20 protein-coding genes are annotated in these 22,460 nt (G+C 60.6%); 16 read left to right on the top strand and 4 right to left on the bottom strand.

The features are described from left to right. Nucleotide 1: 1 nt before the first annotated feature. Complete coding sequence (locus tag DLM_RS05245) at nt 2–427, bottom strand: acyl-CoA thioesterase (protein ID WP_089085295.1); 426 nt, start codon at nt 425–427, stop codon at nt 2–4. A 358-nt stretch (nt 428–785) separates the two neighbouring features. Further along, on the bottom strand, nt 786–1,556 hold the full coding sequence (locus DLM_RS05235; protein ID WP_089085293.1) for a sulfite exporter TauE/SafE family protein: 771 nt from the start codon (nt 1,554–1,556) through the stop codon (nt 786–788). 300 nt (nt 1,557–1,856) lie between these two features. On the opposite strand from DLM_RS05235, the gene DLM_RS05230 reads away from it, so the two are divergent. The 11 genes from DLM_RS05230 to DLM_RS05180 all read left to right on the top strand — a co-directional run bounded on the left by DLM_RS05230 (nt 1,857) and on the right by DLM_RS05180 (nt 15,207). Further along, nucleotides 1,857–2,048 (top strand): hypothetical protein, encoded by a 192-nt coding sequence (locus tag DLM_RS05230; protein ID WP_059285177.1) that lies wholly within the window; start codon nt 1,857–1,859, stop codon nt 2,046–2,048. 457 nt (nt 2,049–2,505) lie between these two features. Next, nucleotides 2,506–2,595 (top strand): K(+)-transporting ATPase subunit F, encoded by a 90-nt coding sequence (gene kdpF / locus DLM_RS05225; protein ID WP_119313205.1) that lies wholly within the window; start codon nt 2,506–2,508, stop codon nt 2,593–2,595. A gap of 1 nt (nt 2,596) precedes the next feature. Then, entirely contained in the window at nt 2,597–4,405 is a 1,809-nt protein-coding gene (kdpA, locus tag DLM_RS05220) for a potassium-transporting ATPase subunit KdpA (protein ID WP_089085291.1), read from the top strand. Between the two features lie 117 nt (nt 4,406–4,522). Continuing rightward, nucleotides 4,523–6,568 carry a potassium-transporting ATPase subunit KdpB gene (kdpB, locus tag DLM_RS05215; RefSeq protein ID WP_089085473.1) on the top strand — a complete coding sequence of 682 codons (2,046 nt, stop codon included), beginning with the start codon at nt 4,523–4,525 and terminating at the stop codon, nt 6,566–6,568. Between the two features lie 28 nt (nt 6,569–6,596). Continuing rightward, nucleotides 6,597–7,169, top strand: a complete 573-nt coding sequence (gene kdpC / locus DLM_RS05210; protein WP_089085290.1) for a potassium-transporting ATPase subunit KdpC — start codon at nt 6,597–6,599, stop codon at nt 7,167–7,169. A gap of 84 nt (nt 7,170–7,253) precedes the next feature. Beyond that, a complete protein-coding gene (locus DLM_RS05205; RefSeq protein ID WP_089085289.1) occupies nt 7,254–9,953 on the top strand; it encodes a DUF4118 domain-containing protein in 2,700 nt (899 codons plus the stop codon). Beyond that, entirely contained in the window at nt 9,950–10,645 is a 696-nt protein-coding gene (locus DLM_RS05200; RefSeq protein WP_089085288.1) for a response regulator, read from the top strand. The genes DLM_RS05205 and DLM_RS05200 overlap by 4 nt, the downstream gene beginning before the upstream one ends. A gap of 318 nt (nt 10,646–10,963) precedes the next feature. After that, nucleotides 10,964–11,905 carry a carbon-nitrogen hydrolase family protein gene (locus tag DLM_RS05195; RefSeq protein WP_197715506.1) on the top strand — a complete coding sequence of 314 codons (942 nt, stop codon included), beginning with the start codon at nt 10,964–10,966 and terminating at the stop codon, nt 11,903–11,905. A gap of 122 nt (nt 11,906–12,027) precedes the next feature. Next, on the top strand, nt 12,028–13,482 hold the full coding sequence (locus DLM_RS05190; RefSeq protein WP_089085471.1) for a biotin carboxylase: 1,455 nt from the start codon (nt 12,028–12,030) through the stop codon (nt 13,480–13,482). Nucleotides 13,483–13,546: 64 nt separating this feature from the next. Next, nucleotides 13,547–14,539, top strand: coding sequence for a C45 family autoproteolytic acyltransferase/hydolase (locus DLM_RS05185; protein ID WP_089085287.1), 993 nt, complete (start codon nt 13,547–13,549; stop codon nt 14,537–14,539). A 266-nt stretch (nt 14,540–14,805) separates the two neighbouring features. Beyond that, a complete protein-coding gene (locus DLM_RS05180) occupies nt 14,806–15,207 on the top strand; it encodes a hypothetical protein (RefSeq protein ID WP_089085286.1) in 402 nt (133 codons plus the stop codon). 12 nt (nt 15,208–15,219) lie between these two features. On the opposite strand, the gene DLM_RS05175 is transcribed toward DLM_RS05180, so the two are convergent. After that, entirely contained in the window at nt 15,220–16,071 is an 852-nt protein-coding gene (locus tag DLM_RS05175) for an endonuclease (protein WP_089085285.1), read from the bottom strand. 186 nt (nt 16,072–16,257) lie between these two features. Between DLM_RS05175 and DLM_RS05170 the strand changes: the two genes are divergently transcribed. The 3 genes from DLM_RS05170 to DLM_RS05160 all read left to right on the top strand — a co-directional run bounded on the left by DLM_RS05170 (nt 16,258) and on the right by DLM_RS05160 (nt 19,432). Further along, nucleotides 16,258–17,277, top strand: coding sequence for a LacI family DNA-binding transcriptional regulator (locus DLM_RS05170; RefSeq protein WP_089085284.1), 1,020 nt, complete (start codon nt 16,258–16,260; stop codon nt 17,275–17,277). Nucleotides 17,278–17,559: 282 nt separating this feature from the next. Next, nucleotides 17,560–18,075 (top strand): gluconokinase, encoded by a 516-nt coding sequence (locus DLM_RS05165; RefSeq protein ID WP_089085283.1) that lies wholly within the window; start codon nt 17,560–17,562, stop codon nt 18,073–18,075. 31 nt (nt 18,076–18,106) lie between these two features. Continuing rightward, nucleotides 18,107–19,432 (top strand): MFS transporter, encoded by a 1,326-nt coding sequence (locus DLM_RS05160; protein ID WP_089085282.1) that lies wholly within the window; start codon nt 18,107–18,109, stop codon nt 19,430–19,432. Between the two features lie 74 nt (nt 19,433–19,506). Here the strand turns inward: DLM_RS05160 and DLM_RS05155 are convergent, their stop codons facing one another. Next, a complete protein-coding gene (locus tag DLM_RS05155; RefSeq protein ID WP_089085281.1) occupies nt 19,507–19,797 on the bottom strand; it encodes a putative quinol monooxygenase in 291 nt (96 codons plus the stop codon). A 219-nt stretch (nt 19,798–20,016) separates the two neighbouring features. Here DLM_RS05155 and DLM_RS05150 point away from each other — a divergent pair, with 219 nt between their 5' ends. After that, nucleotides 20,017–21,198, top strand: a complete 1,182-nt coding sequence (locus DLM_RS05150; RefSeq protein ID WP_089085470.1) for an acetyl-CoA C-acyltransferase family protein — start codon at nt 20,017–20,019, stop codon at nt 21,196–21,198. A gap of 199 nt (nt 21,199–21,397) precedes the next feature. Continuing rightward, a complete protein-coding gene (locus tag DLM_RS05145; protein WP_089085280.1) occupies nt 21,398–22,438 on the top strand; it encodes a substrate-binding domain-containing protein in 1,041 nt (346 codons plus the stop codon). The last annotated feature ends 22 nt before the right edge of the window (nt 22,439–22,460 follow it).

Raw genomic sequence — 22,460 nt, 5'->3', positions numbered from 1 at the left:
ACTAGTGCTGCGCCGCAGCCTGCAGGACGGCCATCCGGATATCATCCGGAATGGCTACCGGTACGCCAGCCTGATAATCCACCCACACCAGCGTCACATCGGCATAGGCATACACGGTATCCGGGTCCCCCTGCCGGTAGAAGTGGTGGCGTAGCTGCAAACTGCTGCGGCCCAGCTTCTCAAGCTCGATGGTGATTTCCACCGTGGCCGGGTAAGTCAGCTGCTTGCGAAAAGTGCAGGAGGTACTGGCCAGCACCGGGCCAGTGCCTTGCGGGTTGATGCCATGCCCCAGCGCCTCCAGCCAGTTGAGGCGAATCTGCTCCAGATAGCGAAAATAATAGGTATTGTTCAGATGACCGACGGCGTCCATATCACCCCAACGCATGGTGATGGACTGGCGATCAATGACGGGATAAGACTTCTCCAAAACCACACTCCTTACCTTAGCGTAATGCTGTACTGCATCATAACGCTGGCCGTCATGCGCCGTCACAAAAATACCAAGCAAACATGCTATTGGCCCGGCAAAGCACTATTGATAATGAAGTGTCTGCGCAGCATTGTCATGATGCGGCAAAGACAGACTGCCAGCCTGAAAGTCGGATTCCCCCTGCACTCATCCGGCTGGCAGTTCCTGAGCGAAGGTGCAAGCTGGAGCCCCGCCCCCCCAAGGTCGGGGCTCATTTTTTATCAGCCGCCGCCCGGCAGCGCCAACGGCAGCCAAAGCCAGACATGCCAAGAGCCGCAATAGCGGCTCTTGGTGGTATCGGTTGCGCTGGCATGCCCTACATCACCAGCTTGGCACCCACAATGGCCAGCATGACCGCCAGCGCAGGTCGCAGCCATGAATCGGTCAGCCGGCGAGTCAGTTTGCTGCCCAGCCAGATGCCGGGCAAAGACCCCATCAGCAGGTTCAGCAGCAGCATGTAGTTGAGATTACCCATGCTGGCATGACCCAGGCCTGCCACCAACGTCAGCGGAACGGCATGGGCGATCTCGGTTCCCACCAGACGGGTGGTAGGCAAGGCCGGGTACAGCACAAACAGCGCCAGCGTGCCAAGGGCACCGGCCCCAATCGAGCTGAGGGTGACCAGCACGCCCAGCCCCACGCCGATCAGGACCGTGGGCAGCGGCTTGAGCGCAAACTCAGCCGGCGGGTGGCCATGCGGGTTAATCAGCTTGATCAGTTTGGGCTTGAGCAAAATGGACGCTGCAGTCAGCAGCAGGGCCAAGCCCAGCACCAGCTTGAAGATCGAATCAAGCGCATGGCTGGATAGGTGCAGCCAGGACAGCAAGCCCAAGGTGAGCAGCGAGGCAGGAACACTGCCGGCGGCCAGCCAGCCGGTCAGTTGCCAGTCCACATGCTTTTGCTTGTGGTGGACAAACACACCACCAGCCTTGGTAATGGCGGCATACAGCAAGTCGGTACCCACGGCAGTGGACGGCGCAATGCCAAACCACAGCAAGATGGGCGTCATCAGCGAACCGCCCCCTACCCCTGTCAGTCCGACGATGAAGCCCACCACCAGGCCAGCTACTGCGTATCCCAACTCCATGACAGCTCCAGACTAAGTTCTGGCGCTATGCTACTGCACCCAGCATATAACAAACTAGATTGTTTGATTTATTCGATATGCCATAAAAGTCTATGTCATCTGACAACGGGCTAACAGCGGAAATAGAGCCGCAAATCTGCTACAAATAACCATACGTGGTGACGACTGTAGCGGCAATCACACAACATTTTGCGGATTGCATACCATCTCGGACTTTACAAATGTTTGAAATACAGTCAAGTTTTAATGGTTGGCACAACCAACCGCATGATGTGTAGTACCCAATCAGGAGGTGCAAGGATGATTTCCCGTATTCCTCTCAGTGTCCGCCGCAAGCAGGCACGTGACCAGCATGAAAGCTTTCTCTACGCCGTGGCCAAGCCACAACTGAGTGATACCGAACGCTGCCGGCAACAAAAAGTTCGCCAGCGCGCCCATGACCGTGATGATGCCCGCTTCATGGCCGAACGCAGCGAAGACGACTTGTTCTAGCAAGCTCTTTTCACATTTACCGGCAAAGCGCCAGACTCTTGGCGCTTCCAGCCTTTTTGTCGCCTGAAATCGGCACGCCGACAGCACAAGGCCAACCGCACATCCACACCAACAATGCCGCCGGCCCGCCTGCTTGAGGCGCGCCCGGCATTGATCCGGCTACGGCAAGCCCCCTGCTGACGCCTGCCACCGGTACTAGCCTCCCATTCCCATGCCTGTCCAACACGCTGCTGATGCTGCGCTGTTTCCTGATTTTTCTGGATTTTTATAGTTTCTTTATTTTTCCTCGCTGCTTTTTATCAGGTTTTTGACAGCCGCTTGCGTAGCTTTGTCTGGCACATATCGCCTCATAAAGGAAATGCAAAATGGATTTGGTCTATCTGGGCCTGACTCTGGGATTTACTGCACTGACCCTGGCTTTTGTCCGGCTATGTCAGCAGGCGGAGGGGAAACAGTCATGAACCTGTTCTATCTGATCAGCACCCTGCTGGCGCTGGGCCTGCTGGCCTATCTGCTATACGCCCTGTTCAAACCGGAGAACTTCTGACATGAGCACACCTGCCATTCTCCAACTCAGTTTGTTCCTGCTGGTATTGCTGGCGCTGGCCTGGCCATTGTCCAGCTGGATTACCCGCATCATGCAGGGTGAAAATCCCGGCCCGCTGCGCTTTGTCGCGCCACTGGAAAAATTGCTCTACCGCCTGGCAGGCATCCGCCAGAACGAGGAAATGGGCTGGAAAGCCTATGCGGTTTCCCTGCTGATTTTCAATCTGCTGGGGGTGCTGGCCGTATATGGATTACAACGCCTGCAAGCTGTACTGCCCTTCAATCCGCAGGCCATGACGGCCATCTCGCCCGATTCGGCCTTCAATACCGCCATTTCCTTTGTCACCAATACCAACTGGCAGGGCTATGCTGGCGAAAGCACCATGAGCTATCTGACCCAGATGCTGGGGCTGACGGTACAGAACTTCCTGTCCGCCGCCACCGGTGCCGCGGTGGTGATTGCCCTGATCCGTGGCTTTGCCCGTCACAGTGCAGCCCGCATCGGTAATTTCTGGGTCGATGTAACCCGCTTCACCCTGTATGTGCTGGCTCCGCTGTCGCTGGTTCTGGCACTGGCTTTCACCCAGCAAGGGGTGGTACAGAACCTGCTGCCTTACCAGACCGCCCAGACCGTGGAGCTGACGCACTTCCAGCAGGCCAAACTGGATGCCAAGGGCAATCCGGTCAATGGCAAGGATGGCAAGCCCATCATGGTGGATAGCCAAACCCGACAGCAGACCCTGCCGATGGGCCCGGTTGCCTCGCAGGAGGCCATCAAGATGCTGGGTACCAACGGTGGCGGTTTCTTTAACGCCAACTCGGCCCATCCGTATGAAAACCCCACCCCGCTGGCCAACTTCCTGCAAGACCTGGCCATCTTCCTGATCCCGGCAGCCTTGTGCTTTGTCTTTGGCCGCATGGTGGGAGATCGCCGCCAGGGTTGGGCCATCATTGCCGCCATGCTGCTGATGTTTGCCACGGCCGTGGTGGTGGAAACCAGCGCCGAACAGGCCGGTGTGCCGCAACTGACGGCCATGGGGGTTGATCAGCAAGCCAGCAGTCTGCAGGCCGGCGGCAATATGGAAGGCAAGGAAAGCCGCTTTGGCATCATCGACACCGCGCTGTTTACCGTGATTACCACTGCCGCCTCCTGCGGTGCCGTCAACGCCATGCATGACTCGCTCACGCCTATCGGTGGCCTGGTACCGCTTTTCCTGATGCAACTGGGTGAAGTGGTATTCGGCGGTGTGGGTTCCGGCCTGTACGGCATGCTGGTATTCGCCATTCTGGCCGTCTTCATTGCCGGCCTGATGGTGGGACGCACACCGGAATATCTGGGCAAGAAGATTGAAACCTACGAAATGAAGATGACCGCCATCACCATTCTGGTGACCCCGATTCTGGTGCTGGTCCTGACGGCCATTGCCGTCAGCGTGGACGCCGGCAAGGCGGGCATTGCCAATCCGGGAGCGCATGGTTTCAGCGAAATCCTCTATGCCTTTACCTCGGCCGCCAACAATAACGGCAGCGCTTTTGCCGGGCTGTCGGCCAACACGCCGTTCTACAACATCATGACCGGCATTGCCATGTTCTTTGGTCGCTTCCTGATGATTGTCCCCATCCTGGCCATTGCCGGTTCGCTGTCCGCCAAGAAACGCCTGGCGGTCAACAGCGGCACCCTGCCCACCCATGGTCCGCTGTTCGTGGTGCTGCTGATCGGCACCGTGCTGCTGGTGGGCGCGCTCAACTACGTCCCGGCGCTGGCATTGGGTCCGGTAGTGGAGCATCTGCAAATGGTGAGTGGACATTAATCCTGCACGTGGACACCAAACAGGATCAAGGAAAACAAGATGAACGATCGCAATCATTCCATAGTGCCGGCTGTAGCAAACAGCACAGCCGGCCAGCACGACAAACCGGGCAAGGGCATGTTTGACCCGGCCTTGCTCAAACCGGCCATCATCGACTCTTTCAAGAAGCTGTCACCGCGCACCCAATGGCGCAACCCGGTGATGTTTGTCGTCTATGTTGGCAGCATCCTGACCACGGCACTCTGGCTGCAGGCCTTGCTTGGCAAGGGCGAGGCCGCAGCCGGCTTTATCCTGGCCATCTCGCTCTGGCTGTGGTTTACCGTGCTGTTTGCCAACTTTGCCGAGGCACTGGCCGAGGGCCGCAGCAAGGCGCAGGCTGCCAGCCTGCGTTCGGCCAAGAAAAACGTGGTGGCAAAAAAACTGTCCGGCCCGCGCCGGGAAGCCGGTATCAGCATTGTGGATGGCCACAGTCTGAAAAAGGGTGACATCGTGCTGGTGGAGGCTGGCGATGTGATTCCGGTGGATGGTGAAGTCATGGATGGTGTGGCCTCGGTGGACGAATCGGCCATTACCGGTGAATCGGCCCCGGTGATCCGCGAATCCGGCGGCGACTTCTCCTCGGTCACCGGCGGCACCCGCGTGCTGTCAGACTGGATTGTGGTGCGCATCACCGCCAATCCGGGGGAAACCTTTCTTGACCGCATGATTGCCATGGTGGAAGGGGCCAAGCGCCAGAAAACCCCGAACGAGATTGCGCTGACCATCCTGCTGGTGGCACTGACCATCGTGTTCCTGATCGTCACCGCCACCCTGCTGCCCTACTCCTTGTTCAGCGTGGATGCCGCCAAGGCAGGCTCGCCCATCAGCATCACCACGCTGGTGGCATTGCTGGTTTGCCTGATTCCCACCACCATTGGCGGCCTGTTAAGTGCCATTGGCGTGGCGGGCATGAGCCGCATGATGGGGGCCAATGTGATTGCCACCTCGGGCCGTGCGGTGGAAGCGGCGGGCGATGTGGATGTGCTGCTGTTGGACAAGACCGGCACCATTACCCTGGGCAACCGGCAGGCATCGGCCTTCATCCCGGCTCCGGGCATCAGCGAACAGCAACTGGCTGACGCCGCCCAACTGGCCTCGCTGGCCGATGAAACCCCGGAAGGCCGTTCCATCGTGGTACTGGCCAAGCAGAAATTCGCCCTGCGCGAACGCGAACTGGCCAGCCATGAGGCAGTATTCATCCCGTTTACCGCACAAACCCGCATGAGCGGCATCGACTACGATGGCCGGCAGATCCGCAAGGGTGCCATCGACGCCATTCGTCGTCATATCGCCGAGCAAGGCGGCGTCTTCCCCGATGCCCTGGCCAAGAGTGCGGATGAAGTGGCCCGCCGCGGCTCTACCCCGCTGCTGGTGGCCGAAGGCAAGCGCGCACTGGGGGTGATTGAGCTGAAGGACATCGTGAAGGGCGGCATCAAGGAGCGCTTTGCCGAGCTGCGCCAGATGGGCATCAAGACCGTCATGATCACCGGCGACAACCCGCTGACCGCCGCCGCCATTGCCGCTGAGGCCGGCGTGGACGACTTCCTGGCCGAAGCCACGCCGGAAGCCAAGCTCAGGCTGATCCGCAGCCATCAGGCCGAAGGCAAGCTGGTGGCCATGACCGGCGACGGCACCAACGACGCCCCGGCGCTGGCCCAGGCCGATGTGGCGGTGGCGATGAACACCGGCACCCAGGCGGCGAAAGAGGCCGGCAATATGGTGGACCTGGACTCCAACCCCACCAAGCTGATCGAGATCGTGGAAATCGGCAAGCAGATGCTGATGACCCGTGGTTCGCTCACCACCTTTTCCATCTCCAACGACGTGGCCAAGTACTTCGCCATCATCCCGGCGGCCTTTGCCAGCACTTATCCGCAGTTGAATGCGCTGAACGTGATGGGCCTGAACAGCCCGGCCTCGGCCATCATGTCCGCCGTCGTTTTCAATGCGCTGATCATCGTGTTCCTGATTCCGTTAGCCCTCAAAGGGGTGAAATACCACGCCAGAAGTGCGGCAGAACTGCTGCGCGGCAATTTGCTGATCTACGGCCTGGGCGGCCTGCTGCTGCCCTTTGCCGGTATCAAGCTGATTGACATGCTGCTGGGCAGCCTGGGTCTGGTCTGAGTCACGCCCTCACAAGAAGGAAATCATCATGCTTAAAACCCTACGTCCGGCACTGCTGCTGTTTGCCATGCTATCCCTGCTGACCGGCCTGGCCTATCCGCTGCTCACCACCGCGCTGGCTCAGGCGCTGTTTCCGCAGCAGGCCAATGGCAGCCTGATCGAAAAAAATGGCCAGATCATCGGCTCCCGCCTGATCGGCCAGCACTTTTCCGGCAACCAGTATTTCTGGGGCCGGCCATCCGCAACCAGTCCCATGGCCTACAATGCCGGCGGCTCCGGCGGCTCCAACCTCGGCCCCACCAACCAGGCCCAGCTAGATGCCGTGAAGGCCAATGTAGAACAGTTGCGCAAGGCCCACCCCACCGAGAGCGGTGCCATACCGGTTGATCTGGTAACCGCCTCGGCCAGCGGGCTTGACCCGGACATCTCGCTGGCGGCAGCTTATTACCAGATGGCACGGGTTGCCCAGGCGCGCGGAATTGCACTGGCACAGGTACACAAGCTGGTGGATGATCACGCCATCGCCGAAACCTTCGGCCTGCTGGGTGAACCACGGGTCAATGTGCTGGAACTGAACCTGGCGCTGGATGCGCTGAAGTAAACTCGCTTGCTGTTTGCCCGGCATCGCCCTGCCCTCACCGGCAGGGCATTGTGCTGTACTGCCATACACCACGATGGACCGAACATGACGGATACCCGCCCTGATCCAGATGCCCTGCTGGATGAGCTGAAACAGGAAGAGCTGGCTGCACAACGCGGCCGCTTGAAGATTTTCTTTGGTGCCTGCGCCGGCGTGGGCAAGACCTATGCCATGCTCAGCGCCGCAAGAACACGCCAGCAGGAAGGCTGCCAGGTGCTGGTGGGCGTGGTGGAAACCCATGGCCGCAAGGAAACCGAAGCCCAGCTGCAAGGCCTGGAAGTACTGCCACCGGCCCAGATCGAATACAAGGGCCGCAGTCTGGCCGAGTTTGATCTGGACCGCGCACTGGCGCGGCATCCGCAACTGATCCTGATGGACGAGTTTGCCCACTCCAATGTCCCCGGTTCGCGCCACAGCAAACGCTGGCAGGACGTGGAAGAGCTGCTGGCCGCCGGCATCGACGTCTACACCACGCTAAATGTGCAGCATCTGGAAAGCCTGAACGATGTGGTGGGCCAGATCACCGGCATCGTGGTGCGCGAAACCCTGCCCGATCACGTATTTGACCAGGCCGAGGAAGTGGCACTGGTGGATTTGCCGCCAGACGAACTGCTGGCGCGGCTGGCCGCAGGCAAGGTTTACCTCGCCCACCAGGCCGAGCGTGCGGTAAAGAACTTCTTCCGCAAAGGCAATCTGCTGGCACTGCGCGAACTGGCACTGCGCCGTACCGCCGACCGGGTGGATGCCCAGATGCGCGCCTACCGCGCCGACCAGTCGATCAAGCCGGTATGGCATGCCCGCGAACGCTTGCTGATTTGCGTGGGGCATGGTCCGGGAACGGAAAAACTGGTGCGCAGCGGCAAACGGCTGGCCGCCAGCCTGGATGCCGACTGGATTGCCGTCTTTGTTGAAACACCGGCCCTGCAAGGCCTGTCGGAAACCAAGCGGGCCCGCATCATGAAAGGCCTGAAACTGGCACAAGAGCTGGGCGCGGAAACCACCGTGCTGGGGGGCAGCGATCTGGCCAGCACCCTGCTGGCCTATGCCCGCAGCCGCAATGTTTCCAAGCTGGTGGTGGGCAAGTCATCCGCCGGCAAGCTGTGCCGCCTGCTAAAACGTCCCTTGCTGGAACAACTGATGCAGCAAGCCCAGGATGTGGATGTATACGTGGTATCACATGCAGCAGACGACGACAGCACCAGCACCCGGCCGGATGGCTTCAACCGCCTGCTGTTTGGCGAGGCCGGCCGCCAGAAACAAGTCCATGGTTATCTGGCGGCCCTGCTGGCCTGCCTGCTCACCACGGGTCTGGTCAGCCTGCTGACACCGTTTTTTGCACTGTCCAACGTCGTCATGCTCTACCTGCTGGCGGTGGTGCTGGTGGCGGTGCGCTTTGGCCGTGGCCCCGGCGTGCTGGCATCCTTGCTGGCGGTGGCCGCCTTCGATTTCTTTTTCGTGCCGCCACGGCTGTCGTTATCGGTTTCCGATACCCAGTACCTGCTGACCTTTGCGGTGATGTTTGCCGTCGCCCTCATTATCAGCCAGCTCACCGCCCGCCTGCGCTTTGAAGCCACGCTTGCCACCTATCGCGAACGCCGCACCCGCGCCCTGTACGAACTGGGGCGGGAACTGGCCGGCGCCCTCACCGCCAGCCAGATCATCGACATCGCCGTCAGCCGCCTGCAGCCCCTGTTCAATGCCAGCATCGTGCTGTTCACCCCGGACAGCAAGGATGAGCTGCGCGCCGAAAACGACAGCAGCGTCCAGGCCGACCCGGGCGTGGCGCAGTGGGTGTATGACAAGCAGCAGCCCGCTGGCCTGGGCACCCTCACCCTGCCGGCCAGTACCATGTTGTATCTGCCGCTGAAAGCGCCGATGCGCAATCGCGGCGTGCTGGCCGTGCTGCCCGAACAACTGGATCAGGTTTTCCTGCCGGAACAGCAACGCCTGCTGGAAACCTGCGCGGCACAGATTGCCCTGGCGCTGGAACGGGTGCATTACGTGGAAGTGGCGCAAGACGCCATTGTTGCCATGGAATCCGAGCGCCTGCGCAACAGCGTGCTGGCGGTGATCTCGCACGATCTGCGCACCCCGCTCACCACTCTGGTCGGGCTGTCCAGCATTCTGGCAGCAGGCCAGGTCGATGCAGCCAAACAGCTCGATATCGCCCGCTCGATCCAGGAAGAATCACTGCGCATGAACCACCTGGTCACCAATCTGCTGGACATGGCCAAGCTGCAATCCGGCGTACAACTGAACCGGGAATGGCAACTGCTGGACGATGTGGTGGGCAGCGCGGTACGCGCCTGCCAGCACAGCTTGCAAGCGCATCAGCTGCAAGTGGCGCTGGCCGATGATCTTCCGGTGCTGGAATACGATGCGGTGCTGATTGAACGGGTATTGGTCAACCTGCTGGAAAATGCCGCCAAATACACGCCAGCGGGCAGCCATATCACGCTCAGCGCCAACAGCGAGGGCGCTACAATACGGGTTTGCATACAGGACGATGGCCCCGGCCTGCCCGGCGGGCAGGAGCACAAGCTGTTCGACAAGTTCACCCGCGGCAGCAGTGAAACCACCACGCCAGGCGTGGGCCTGGGGCTGGCCATCTGCCGCAGCATTGTCGAGGCCCATGGTGGCAGCATTGCGGCGAGCAACCGCCAGCCGCAGGGCGCACAATTCTGTTTCACCCTGCCTGTCAGCCCCATGCCGGCCCTGCCGGGCGAAGAGGATATCAAACCATGAGCGAAACCCCCGTCAATCTGGTGGTCATCGAAGATGAAAAGCCGATACGCCACTTCCTGGCCTCAGCACTCAATGGTGACAACTGGGTCGTCCACCCTGCCGAAACCGGCCGGCAGGGCCTGATCGAAGTGGCCACCCGCAAGCCGGACATGGTGATACTGGACCTGGGCTTGCCGGACATGAACGGCATCGAGGTTATCCGCCAGTTACGCGAGTGGACCGACCTGCCCATCCTGGTACTGTCGGCCCGGACGCAAGAAGCCGAAAAGGTTCAGGCACTGGATGCCGGGGCCGACGACTACCTGACCAAACCCTTTGGGGTGGCCGAATGCATGGCGCGCATCCGCGTGCTGCTGCGTCGGCGTGGCAATGGCAGTGCCGCCCCGGTGCAGACCTTTGCCTTTGGGGAGATCAAGGTCGATCTGGTGGCCCGCACCGTACACAAGGGCGAGGTCATGGTGCATCTCACGCCCATCGAGTACCGCCTGCTGGCCACTTTGATCCGCAATGCCGGCAAGGTCATCACCCACCGCGAGCTGCTGCTGGCGGTATGGGGGCCATCCTTCTCCGAGCATAACCAGTACCTGCGCGTCTACATGGGCCATCTGCGGCAAAAGCTGGAAGACAACCCGGCCATGCCGCAGCACATCCTGACCGAAACCGGCGTGGGCTACCGCTTGCTGGAAAGCTGAACCGGCTGGCACATCAGCCACTTGACAGAGCACGGCGGCCACCCCGGCACGCCGCCGACCAACACCTGCGCAGCCAGGCTTTACGCCACAAAACGCATTTTACCGCCGCCCCACTCTCCCACCCGGAATAACCCAGAAATTTCCAGTCAAATGGATAGTCCATTTCCTGACTACTGAATCAGAAATCGGCTATTTCTGGCCGCCTTCCCTCATTTGTAGACTGCTCTCCCACCAACATCGCCTCGCGCTGCATGGCACGCCAGGCCGGTACTTCACGCCTGGCCGCACCGCAGCGCGTGCATCCATACGGGAGAGACCTTGAAACGCTTCGCCATTGCCGGCATCCAGATGTCGGTTTCCGCCTTCGAAGAAAACATCACGCGCATGGGACATTACGTTGCCCATGTCAAACACCGTTTCCCCTGGGTCGACATGGTGTTGTTTTCCGAACTGGCCCCGTATGGTCCCAGCCCGCTAAAAGCGGAAGCCATGCCGGGTGATGCCGAACAGCGCCTGTGCCAGATCGCCGCCCAGCACGGCATCTGGCTGATCCCCGGTTCGCTGTTCGAACTGCGTGACGGCCAGGTTTTCAACACCAGTCCGGTGATCAATCCGCACGGCGAAGTCATTGCCCGCTTCAGCAAGCTGTTTCCCTTCCTGCCCTACGAAAAAGGCATCAGCGCCGGCGACCAGTTCGTGGTGTTTGATGTACCCGACGCCGGACGCATCGGCATCTCGATCTGCTACGACATGTGGTTCCCGGAAACCACGCGCACGCTGGCGGCGATGGGAGCGGAAGTCATCCTGCACCCCACCATGACCGACACCATAGACCGCGAAGTGGAACTGGCCATCGCCCGTGCCTCCGCCGTTACCAACCAGGTGTATTTCCTCGACATCAACGGGGTGGGTGACGGTGGTGTCGGCCGCTCCATCGTGGTGGACCCGGCAGGCTATGTACTGCATCAGGCGGGCAATGGCCCGGAAATCATTCCGGTGGAAATCGACTTTGACAAAGTGCGACGCGAACGCGAACGCGGCCTGCGCGGCCTGGGCCAGCCGCTCAAGAGCTTCCGTGACCGGCGCTGTGACTTTGCGGTGTACCAGCGCGACAGCGGCGTGGACAGCTATCTGTACCAGTTGGGGCCGCTGGCCAAACCGCAAGACCACCATCAGGGCGAACTATCCGGCCCCGGCGGCCCGATGGCGGAAATCAAGGCGGACAGCGAAGCACTGACCGCCAGCCAGGGCCAGTCATGATCAGCAGCCTGGCAGCAGGCTGGCTGCGCTATTGCCGGCAATGGCTGCATAGCTGGCGGCAAGCCAGCACCCAGCTGCACACATCCAACACCCTTCCGCCAGCCGCTCAGGGAGAGCACCCCATGCAAAAAGTCAGCAATATTTCCGATCTGCGCCTGCTGTTTCACCGCAACGAAAGGCCGATCTACTTCATCAGCGCCACCAACTTCAACCTGCTGGGCATAGACCAGTGGGTCAACCGCTTCAAATACATCAACTACATCGATTGCTTCGATGGCCGCCACCCCAATGTGTTTGTGCCGCCGCAACTGCCGCACAAGGAATTCCAGTCTATCGAGGACATCAATAACTACCTGCTGCAGCACAAGGATGTAGTGGATTATGTCGAGCGCGCCGGTGGCCGGCCGGTGGCGGTGTTCCTGATGTTTGATGCCGAAACCGAACGCCTGTGCCAGGAACTGGGCATTGAAGTGTGGTTCCCCAGCGCCGCCTTGCGCGAACGCTGCGACAACAAGATGGAAACCGTGCGCATCGGCAACAAGGCGGGCGTACCTTCCGTCCCCAATGCCCTGAGCAAGGTGGACAGCTATGCCCATCTGCGCCAGATTGCCGACGCCCATGGCCTGGGCGAACAGTTGGTGGTGCAAACTGCCTTTGGCGACTCCGGCCATACCACCTTCTTTATTTCCAGCGAGGCGGATTTCGACCGCCATGCCGAGGAAATCATCCAGGATCCGGAAGTCAAGATCATGAAGCGCATCAACTGCCGCGGGGCCACGCTGGAAGCCTGTGCCACCCGCAGCGGCACCCTGGTCGGCCCCTTGCTGACCGAGGTGGTCGGCGAGGCGGAACTGACGCCCTATCGCGGCGGCTGGTGCGGCAATGAAATCTTCCCCGGCGCATTTAGCGAAGAAGTGCGTGCCAAGGCACGCGACATGGCTTACCGCTTCGGCAACCAGTTGATGGCCGAAGGCTATCGCGGCTATTTCGATCTGGACTTCCTCATCGACAAGGACACGGACGAGGTTTATCTGGGCGAACTGAACCCGCGCATCTGCGGTGCCAGCCCGATGACCAACCACGCCGCCTTCGCCTATGCCGATGTGCCGCTGTTCCTGTTCCACCTGCTGGAATTCTCCGGCATCGAGTTTGAACTGGATGTAGAAGAACTGAACGCCCGCTGGGCCAATCCGGCCTTTATCGACAGTTGGAGCCAACTGGTGCTCAAGCACACCGCCAACAATGTCGACATCATCACCCATGCTCCGGCCACCGGCATCTACCGCATGGCGGACGACGGTTCGGTGTCCTACCACCGCTTCGACTACAAACGCCAGGATATCGAATCGGAAAACGAGGCATTCTTCCTGCGTATCAGCGGACCGGGCGACTATCGCTACGAAGGAGCCGACCTGGGCATCCTGATCACGCGTGGCCGCTCCATGACGGACGACTTCGCCCTCAACGAGCGCGCGCGCAACTGGATCAGCGGCATCAAGAAATACTATGCGGCCAAACCCATCATGGCCCTGCACGAAGAGCAAGTCCCCCCGCCCGGTGCCTTCAAGATTCTATAATCCCCTCAGCGCCACCCCGGTCGTCGCCTGCAAGACGGCGGCGACCCGCAAACTAGTGAGACACATGCGCTGTACATTCGAAGCAATCCGGGAAGACACGCCAGGCGCACGCTGGCAGGCACTGTTCCAACTGCGCTGGCCGGCCTATCAACAATGGTTTTTGCGTGATGGTTATCGCGCCCGCCCCTCTTATCTGGCTGGCCGGCGCGCACTGCGCCAGCACATGCCGGAGCTGGCTGGACTGTATCAACAACTTTGCGAGCTGGCCGGCGGCGGCGATCTGGAAGCACGCTTCCTGTCACAGTGGTGCCCGCCGTCGTATATCTCCGGCTGCTCACAAGCGGTATGGCTGGACCCCTACGGCGTGGAAGGCCCGCTGCTGGCGCGCAATTACGACTACGCACCGGCACTGCTGGAAGGGAGCTGGCTGTCCACGCGCTGGCTGGGCCGCCAGGTGCTGGCGATGAGCGACTGCCTGTGGGGCGCGCTCGATGGCATCAACGAGGACGGCCTGGCGGCCTCGCTCTCCTTTGGTGGCCGCACTGCCGTGGGCGAAGGCTTCGGCATACCACTGGTCATGCGCTACCTGCTGGAAACCGCCAGCAACACCAATGCGGCGGTGGCCATCTTGCAGCGCCTGCCGGTACACATGACTTACAACATCACCTTGCTGGATCGTCACTGCCAATGGGCGACGGTCTTTGTGGCTCCGGACCGGCCCGCTGAAGTGGTCTACCGCCCGGCGGTAGCCAACCATCAGCACAGCGTGGAATGGCAGGCCCATGCCCGCGCCACCCTGTCCGAGGAGCGCGAATGGATGTTGAACCAGGGCGTACGCAAGGCAGAAACAGCCGATAGCGTTCTGCGGACGCTACTGCGGCCGCCACTGTTCCAGACTGCGTATGGCCGTGGCTATGGCACGCTGTACACGGCGACCTACCGTCCACACACCCTGATGGCAGAACTGCTATGGCCAGACATGCGCTGGCCGCAATACTGCCTGGATGTGCAGGAAGGCGTGCTGAACATACGCTTTGATGCCAATCATGCCGGTTAGGCTGCAAGCACTGCCAGGCAAGATCGGCCAGACGCCGCCATACCCGACAACCGGCAGGCCCTAGGCCCAAGGCCAGGCCCGGCCTGCCTATGCCATTGAAATGGCAAATCATGGCGATAAATGACAAAAAAACTTTCCGTCATAAATCGGTAATAATTTTTACGCAAAGCGTGTGGCAGACTAGGGCTAGTTTTTAAAACAATTTAGTACAGTTGCTTTACTAAAACTTCCATGGTGAGGCCGCTGTACACGCAAGGAATGCCAGCATGAATGCCGCCAAGAAAATCCGCCGATTCATTGAAGAAAACAAGGATCACGAGCAAGTCCAGGTATTGAAAGACCTGGCTGCCGCACTGGAGATGGGACGGCCCTTCGACTTAGGCAGCCTGTACCAGATTGATATGCGTTACTTTGAAGTGGCACTGGATTTGCTGAAGGATTGGCGCTTTGATCACCACATCGCCGCCCGCAGCAAGCTGCTGGAACAACTGCTCACCGAAATCGCACCCGACCTGCGCGTGGATGACAGTGCCAGCGCTGCGCCCGCCGAGCAGCCAGCAGCAGCGCCGCAGCTAACAAGCACTGCGCCGGCAGCAGAACAGCCGGCAGCGGAAGCCGTGGCGGCCAAACCGGCACGCAGCCGCCGCAAAAGCCCACCCCAGGCCTGATATCCAGCCTGCCTAAGAGCAGACTTCAGCCAGCCGCTGCGGCTGGCTGACCAGATAATTCCCCTCACCCTGCAAGCTGATTACCCGGCCATCACGACGGGTTTCCCAATCATCCACCGGATACTGACGTGCCCAGGCACACATCAGTTGCCGGTCCTGCCGGCTCATGTTCAGCCCGTAGCGCTGGTGCATGTAAAGCGTGATGCGCGCGGCACGACCACGGACTTCCTCCCGCGGCTGTACCCGTTTGCCGGCAAAATCCACCACCGTGCCGCACTGGCCATAAATGCGTGCCGGCTGTTTTGCCCAGGCACCGTAGGAAAGATTGCTGCGATCGGCATTCACTTCGCCCACCGCCGGCACCAGATTGTTCAGATCACCTTCGGCCTGCCGGAATAAGGCATCGTTGCTGGCGCAATTCTTGCGACCACCGTTCTGCCAGCACTGGCGCTGATGGCCCAGCACCCAGGCCGGGACCACATGTTCCCACTCGATACGCTTGGCCCGCTCCGGGTTCTTGCGCGGCACATAGCCGCAGGAAAGCCAGTCCACGTCCTTGCCCTGATAAGCACAGCCACAGTAAAAATCCTGCTGCATGCCGGCAAACACCTTGGGCAGCACACGCTTGGCACCATTGAAATCACGATGCCCCACCGCCTTGTCACCACGCACCAAGGCCGACAAAACCACCTGCTCCTGCCCGGCCTGCCCCTTGGTGGCATGCATCGCAGTCCCGTCCAGTTGCCGCACCACGGTTTCGCCCAGTTGTGCCAGGGTCTTCACTTCTCGCGGCAGCTTGAGGCCACCATCCTTGTCACAAGCTGCCACGGCCAGCAGCAACAAGACACCTACCATCTTTTTCATTGCAGTCCTGCCGCAAGACCTGCTACGGGTCTTGCTACCTCCTGTACTTTAGGGAGGGGGGACTATAACCGCAGTCCCGGCAATTTCAAACCATGCAAGGTTGCCGGTCAGCAGCAAAGGCCATGGCTGCGTTACAATCCGGCCACGGCAATATCGCCCGCATTCCTACAGCAGATCAGGTCAAGCATGTCGAGAAAACCCCGCCTGCGTGCCGGCTCCGGCATCACCATGCATGATGTCGGCCAGGCTGCCGGTGTCAGCGCCATTACGGTATCCCGCGCACTGAACACCCCGGACAGAGTATCTCCGGCGCTGCGAGAGAAAATCATGCAGGTGGTGGAGCAACTGGGTTATGTGCCCAACCGCTCGGCGCGCCAATTGGCATCGGCCCGTTCCCATACGGTGCTGGTACTGATTCCATCGCTGAGCAATACCGTGTTCATCGATGCGCTGGCCGGGATTGAAAGCGTGCTGCAGGCGGCTGGCTACCAGATGCTGATCGGCAACACCCATTACAGCAGCGAGGAAGAACTGGCCCTGCTGCGCGCCTATCTGCAACACAGCCCGGATGGCCTGCTGGTCACCGGGCTGACCCAGCACGAAGCCTTTCGCCAGATCCTGGAGCGCCAGTCCTTGCCGGCGGTGTACATGATGGACCTGAGCGATGACGGGCGGCCTTGTGTGGGGTTCTCCCAGGAGGCAGCCGGTGCGTGCATGACCCAGCACCTGCTGGCGCGCGGCAAGCGCCGCATCGCCTTCATGGGCGCGCAACTGGACGAGCGGGTGATGAAGCGGCTGGCCGGTTATCGGCTGGTCTTGCAACAGGCCGGCTGCCATGCGCCGGCACTGGAGTGGCTGAACCCGGCACCATCCAGCATGCAGATGGGCGCGGACATGCTGGATGCGCTGCTGGCCGCCCACCCGGACTGCGATGCTGTGTTCTGCTGCAATGATGACCTGGCCATCGGCGCCATCGCCCGCTGCCAGCAGCGTGGCATCAGGCTGCCAGAGCAGTTGGCCATCGGCGGTTTCAATGACCTGCAATCCGCCGCCTGGACAACCCCGCCACTGAGCAGCATTGCCACCCCGCGCTTTGAAATCGGCCAGGCCGCGGCACGCATGCTGCTGCAACAGATAGAAGGCCTGCCACTAAGCCATGAGCGGCTGGATCTGGGCTTTCGGCTGCAGCAGCGCAGCAGCACCTGAAGCGGCGGCGGCGTACCGCAAATACCACAGCATGCCCCGCCGCCCTGATTGGTAAACCTGCAGTGCCAGCCCGGCGCAAGCCATTGATCCACCATAAAAAAATGCCGGCCATTATTTCCGCTTCAGCGCCGACCGGCTGCGCCGCGCCCGCTATTGCTGCCCCCCTGCCACGGCTTGCTGCCTTGCAACATCAAAACCCTTTGCTGCGCTTATATTGTTAGCGCTAACATCCGCAAGCTGTCTTGAGGCAGTTTTTATTTACCCTGTTTTGTTAGCGCTAACATGAATATTCCCAACATTGTCGTCATGGGCGTGGCCGGCTGTGGCAAAAGCAGCCTTGGCCAGGCATTGGCAGCGGCACTGTCTTCCGACTACATCGAAGGTGACAGCTATCACCCGCCACAAAACATTGCCCGCATGGCTGCCGGCATTCCACTGAGCGATGCAGATCGCGCCGGCTGGTTGCAGCTGTTGGCGGATCAACTGGCCAACAGCAAAGCGCGCGGCCAGCACGTGGTACTGGCCTGCTCCGCGCTTAAGCAACGTTACCGCGACACCCTGCGCAGCGGCGATCCGGCATTGTTGCTGGTACACCTGACCGGCAGCAAATCACTGATTGCCAGCCGCATGGCAGCCCGCAGCGCGCACTTCATGCCCACCTCATTGCTAGATAGCCAGTTTGCCGATCTGCAAGCACCGCTTCCCGCGGTGGAAAACGTCATCACACTGGATATCAGCCAGCCCCTGCCGGCATTGCTCCAGCAGGTGCTGCAACACCTTTCACAACCCATTAACTAATACAACGACATCCCGACAGAGGAGAATTCAGGTGACAACGCTCAACAAATCGCACCGTGGCACACAAAGGCGCTGGCGTATCGGAGGCCTGCTTGGCATCGGTGTGCTGGTCAATTATTTCGACCGCATCAGCCTGTCGGTGGCAGCACCGCAGCTACAGCAGGAGTTTCATCTCTCCAGTAGTGACCTGGGGCTATTGTTCAGCGCTTTTTTCTGGACCTATGCCCTGCTGCAAATTCCAACCGGCTTGATCCTGGACCGTTTTGGCGTGACGCGGGTTGGCCGCTGGGGTGCCTTGCTCTGGGGCGTGGCCTCCACCCTGACCGCCTGTGCGGGCGGCTTTGGCGGCATTTTTGCCGCCCGTGCGCTGCTGGGCGTAGCCGAAGCCCCAGGCTTTCCGGTCAGCGCCAAGGCAACCGGCTACTGGTTCCCGCGCCGTGAACGGGCGATGGCCACAGCCATCTTCGATGCTGCCGCCAAGTTTTCCAATGTGATCGGGGTGCCGCTGGTGGCCCTTACCGTGGTACACCTGGGCTGGCGCTGGGGATTTGGCCTGACTGCGCTGCTCAGCGTGGCTTACTTTATCGCCTTCAGTCTGATTTATCGTGACCCCAGCCAGGACCGCAAGCTGTCTGACCGCGAATACCAGTACATTGTGCAAGGTGGCGCAGCGGCCGAGGGCGTGGGCCAGGCCGGGTCGCTGGCCATGCTGGGCTACCTGCTGCAACAGCGCAAGGTGTGGGGACTGTCCATCGGCTTTGCCGCCTATGGCTATGTGTTTTATCTGTTTCTGACCTGGCTGCCCGGCTATCTGGTGCAAAGCATGCATATGAGCATTCTGAAATCGGCCAGCTATGCCGCGATTCCATGGGTATTCGCCACGCTGTCAGACCTGCTGGTGGGCGGCTGGCTGATCGACCATCTGATTGCCCGCGGCCATGACGAAACCCGCGTCCGCAAGGGGGTGCTGCTGGGCGGAATGCTGTTGGGTCTGGCCGTGTTTGGTGCCACCACCACCAGCGATCCGGTCATTGCCATCATCTGGATCACCATCGCCCTGAGCGGGCTGGCGGCTGCCGCGCCGGTAGGATGGTCGCTGCCCTCGCTGATTGCCCCGCGCGGCGGTACCGGCACGGTGGGCGGCATCATGAATTTTGCCAACAATATGATGGGCGCAGTTGCCCCCATCGTGACCGGCTATATCGTGGGCAGCACCCACTCCTTCACCAATGCCTTTCTGGTCGCCGGCGGCATGCTGATCATCGGCGTATTTGCCTTTGTCTTCCTGCTGGGGCGTATCGAGGCCATTGCGGAACCGCCAGTAACAAGCGACAGCCTGGCCGGACAGCAAGGCTGAGCAGTCAGCGCCATGACAAACAGACAACGACCCGCCTGCCGGGTCGTTTTGCTGTCCGGCCTGCGCAAGCAGGCTCAGTCGGCTGCGCGTAGCAGCTTGACCGCGACCGGGGCAGACAGCTTGTCCGCAACCCAGTTGCGATAAGCCTGGTAATGGGCAGAAGCACGATGTGCTTCAACTGCCGCCATGTCCTGATAGCACTCCACCACGTGCAGGACATGGGCAGCCCCCTCCTCCTGCAATACCTGATATTGCAGACAGCCAGGCTCGGCCCGGCTATCACGCTGCATGCCCAGCATGGCATCGCGAACGGCGGCAAAGGCCTCCGGCTTGCACTGCAAAGTAGCAAAAACAAACAGACTCATGCATTTTCCTTTCCGCTTGGGTGCAACAAGGGAATGTTGCCTGCCGGATCTTACTGCAAGCATGGCCGGCCCGTCTTGCCCCATCCTCCCCGCGCCTGCTGGCATGGTCATCACATAAAAAATCAAGCAATCGCTTGCTAGCAAGTCGGGGGCGACGCTGGTATTGTGGCAAGACATTTGATGCAGCGCATCAGCAAAACAACACGGGAGAAACTGACGATGAAACAACGCGATATCGTGATACTGAGTGCCGTGCGCTCCGCCATCGGCACATTTGGCGGCGCACTCAGCCACCTGGAACCAGCCGACCTTGGCGGCCTGGTGATGAAAGAAGCGCTAGCCCGTTCCGGAGTGGATGCCAGCCAGATCCATCATGTCACCGTGGGCAACTGCATTCCCACCGAAAGCCGCTACGCCTATGTGGCCCGGCTGGCCTCCATTGCCGCCGGTCTGCCGATGGAATCGGTTGCCATGGCGGTAAACCGCCTGTGCGGTTCCGGCTTGCAGGCGGTGGTATCTAGCGCCCAGGCCATCATGCTGGGTGATGGTGATTACGCCATCGGTGGCGGGGTGGAAGTCATGTCGCGTGCCGGTTACCTGTTGCCGCAATTGCGCAGTGGCGCACGCATGGGAGATGTAAAGGCCGTGGACATGATGACCGCCGCACTGACCGATCCCTTCGGTGTGGGCCACATGGGCATCACCGCCGAGAACCTGGTGGACAAATGGCAACTGACACGCGAAGAGCAGGATGCGTTTGCGCTGGCCTCGCAGCAGCGCGCCGCCGCGGCCATTGCAGCCGGGCATTTCGTTTCGCAGATCGTCCCCATCGTCAGCCAAACCCGCAAGGGCGAGGTGGTATTCGATACCGACGAACATCCGCGTGCCACCACCCTGGAAGCGCTGGGCAAGATGAAACCAGCCTTCAAGAAGGACGGCTCGGTGACGGCAGGCAATGCCTCGGGCATCAATGATGGTGCAGCCTTCCTGGTACTGGCCGGGGCGGATGCTGCCGCGGCCGCCGGCCACCAGCCGCTGGCACGCATCGTGTCCTATGCGGTGAGCGGTGTGCCCAACCACATCATGGGTGAAGGCCCGATTCCGGCCACCCAGGCCGCGCTGCAGCGTGCCGGACTGAGCCTGGACCAGATGGATGTCATCGAATCCAACGAAGCCTTTGCCGCCCAATCGCTGGCGGTATGCAAGGGGCTGGGCCTGGACCCGGCGCGCTGCAACCCCAACGGTGGCGCGATTGCCCTGGGCCACCCGGTGGGTGCCAGCGGCGCGGTGATTGCCACCAAGGCAGTGCATGAGCTGCAGCGCATCCATGGCCGCTATGCACTGGCCACCATGTGTATTGGCGGCGGCCAGGGTATTGCGGTGATTTTCGAACGCCTCTGAGGCGATCAACGCTTGGCAAACCGCCCGCCTGCCGGGCGGTTTTTCAATGCATTTTCTGCGCTAACGCAAGCATTCGACAATTTTCACGAGATTCATAATTTCGCTGTATAAAATCAGACAGAGTCTTGCTACTAAAAGTATTCAGTAACCCTCTCATCCACTTCATCATCATGACAACCCGTCATACCGGAAGTTAGCCATGGCGATATGCAGAGCTTTGCTGCTGTTACTACTGGTCCTGTCTGCCGCTCAGGGACTGGCCGCAACGGCGGCGCGAAACTGGGATGGCCCCAAAGATGGCCCGGCGCGCCAGCCTGGGCATTATCTGGTCACCTATATTGCGCAGGATTTGCGCAATGGCGGCATCGGTGGCAACTATCGCGCCTTTGCCAGTGCCGCCCGGCTGCTGGGCTGGCAGATACAGGTACTGGATGCCCAGGGCGATAATCTGCTGCTGCGCAAGGCGTTTGCCAGCGCCATTGCCAGCCGCAGCAACGGTATTATCCTGGGAGGATTCGAGGCGGCCAGTCTTTCCGCTGAGCTGGCACAGGCGCAGCGTGCGCATATCGTCCTGGTGGGCTGGCATGCCGCAGCCCGGCCTGGCGTGGTGCCGGGACTGTTTTACAACATCAGCACCGATCCGCAGGAAGTGGCCCGTAGCGCCGCCAACCATGTGATACAGCAAAGTCGCGGCAGTGCAGGCGTAGTGATTTTCAATGACGCACGGTTTGACATTGCCAATAGCAAAACCCGCTACATGCAGGAGCAAATCCAGCGCTGCAGCGGCTGCAAGCTGCTGGCTATCGAGAACATTCCCATCAACAGCGCCAATCAGCGCATGGAGGGCATCGTGCGTCAGTTGAACCAGCGCTATGGACGCCAATGGACGCATACCCTGGCCATCAACGATGTGTATTTTGACGAAATGAACTACCCGCTGCTGCATGCAGGGCGGGCGGACATCCGCAACATCTCGGCCGGTGATGGCTCCAGCAAGGCCATCACCCGCATACGGGCCGGGCTGTCACAGCAAGTGGCCACCGTGGCAGAACCGCTGGGGGTGCAAGGCTGGCAACTGGCGGATGAAATGAATCGCGCCTTTGCCAATGCCAAACCCAGCGGTTATGTCAGCAAACCCATCCTGCTTACCCGCCAATTGCTGCAACAACTGGGCAATCAGGAGATCGATGCAGGCCTGCCCTATCAGCAAGCTTACCGCGCCATCTGGTTTGCTCGTTGACAGCACGGCAGGCCGCTGCGGC

The sequence above is a fragment of the Aquitalea magnusonii genome (genome assembly GCF_002217795.2).
GTDB lineage: Bacteria > Pseudomonadota > Gammaproteobacteria > Burkholderiales > Chromobacteriaceae > Aquitalea > Aquitalea magnusonii_B.
The sequence above is the reverse complement of the archived record's forward strand: the minus strand, read 5'-3'. Positions and strand labels throughout refer to the sequence as shown.

Bases quoted from the DNA above. Each gene is read 5' to 3' on its own strand.
- DLM_RS05235 (WP_089085293.1), bottom strand. From the start codon at position 1,556: ATGGAGTTGGGATACGCAGTAGCTGGCCTGGTGGTGGGCTTCATCGTC.
- DLM_RS05230 (WP_059285177.1), top strand. From the start codon at position 1,857: ATGATTTCCCGTATTCCTCTCAGTGTCCGCCGCAAGCAGGCACGTGAC.
- kdpF (WP_119313205.1), top strand. From the start codon at position 2,506: ATGAACCTGTTCTATCTGATCAGCACCCTGCTGGCGCTGGGCCTGCTG.
- kdpA (WP_089085291.1), top strand. From the start codon at position 2,597: ATGAGCACACCTGCCATTCTCCAACTCAGTTTGTTCCTGCTGGTATTG.
- kdpB (WP_089085473.1), top strand. From the start codon at position 4,523: ATGTTTGACCCGGCCTTGCTCAAACCGGCCATCATCGACTCTTTCAAG.
- kdpC (WP_089085290.1), top strand. From the start codon at position 6,597: ATGCTTAAAACCCTACGTCCGGCACTGCTGCTGTTTGCCATGCTATCC.
- DLM_RS05205 (WP_089085289.1), top strand. From the start codon at position 7,254: ATGACGGATACCCGCCCTGATCCAGATGCCCTGCTGGATGAGCTGAAA.
- DLM_RS05200 (WP_089085288.1), top strand. From the start codon at position 9,950: ATGAGCGAAACCCCCGTCAATCTGGTGGTCATCGAAGATGAAAAGCCG.
- DLM_RS05190 (WP_089085471.1), top strand. From the start codon at position 12,028: ATGCAAAAAGTCAGCAATATTTCCGATCTGCGCCTGCTGTTTCACCGC.
- DLM_RS05185 (WP_089085287.1), top strand. From the start codon at position 13,547: ATGCGCTGTACATTCGAAGCAATCCGGGAAGACACGCCAGGCGCACGC.
- DLM_RS05180 (WP_089085286.1), top strand. From the start codon at position 14,806: ATGAATGCCGCCAAGAAAATCCGCCGATTCATTGAAGAAAACAAGGAT.
- DLM_RS05175 (WP_089085285.1), bottom strand. From the start codon at position 16,071: ATGAAAAAGATGGTAGGTGTCTTGTTGCTGCTGGCCGTGGCAGCTTGT.
- DLM_RS05170 (WP_089085284.1), top strand. From the start codon at position 16,258: ATGTCGAGAAAACCCCGCCTGCGTGCCGGCTCCGGCATCACCATGCAT.
- DLM_RS05165 (WP_089085283.1), top strand. From the start codon at position 17,560: ATGAATATTCCCAACATTGTCGTCATGGGCGTGGCCGGCTGTGGCAAA.
- DLM_RS05155 (WP_089085281.1), bottom strand. From the start codon at position 19,797: ATGAGTCTGTTTGTTTTTGCTACTTTGCAGTGCAAGCCGGAGGCCTTT.
- DLM_RS05150 (WP_089085470.1), top strand. From the start codon at position 20,017: ATGAAACAACGCGATATCGTGATACTGAGTGCCGTGCGCTCCGCCATC.
- DLM_RS05145 (WP_089085280.1), top strand. From the start codon at position 21,398: ATGGCGATATGCAGAGCTTTGCTGCTGTTACTACTGGTCCTGTCTGCC.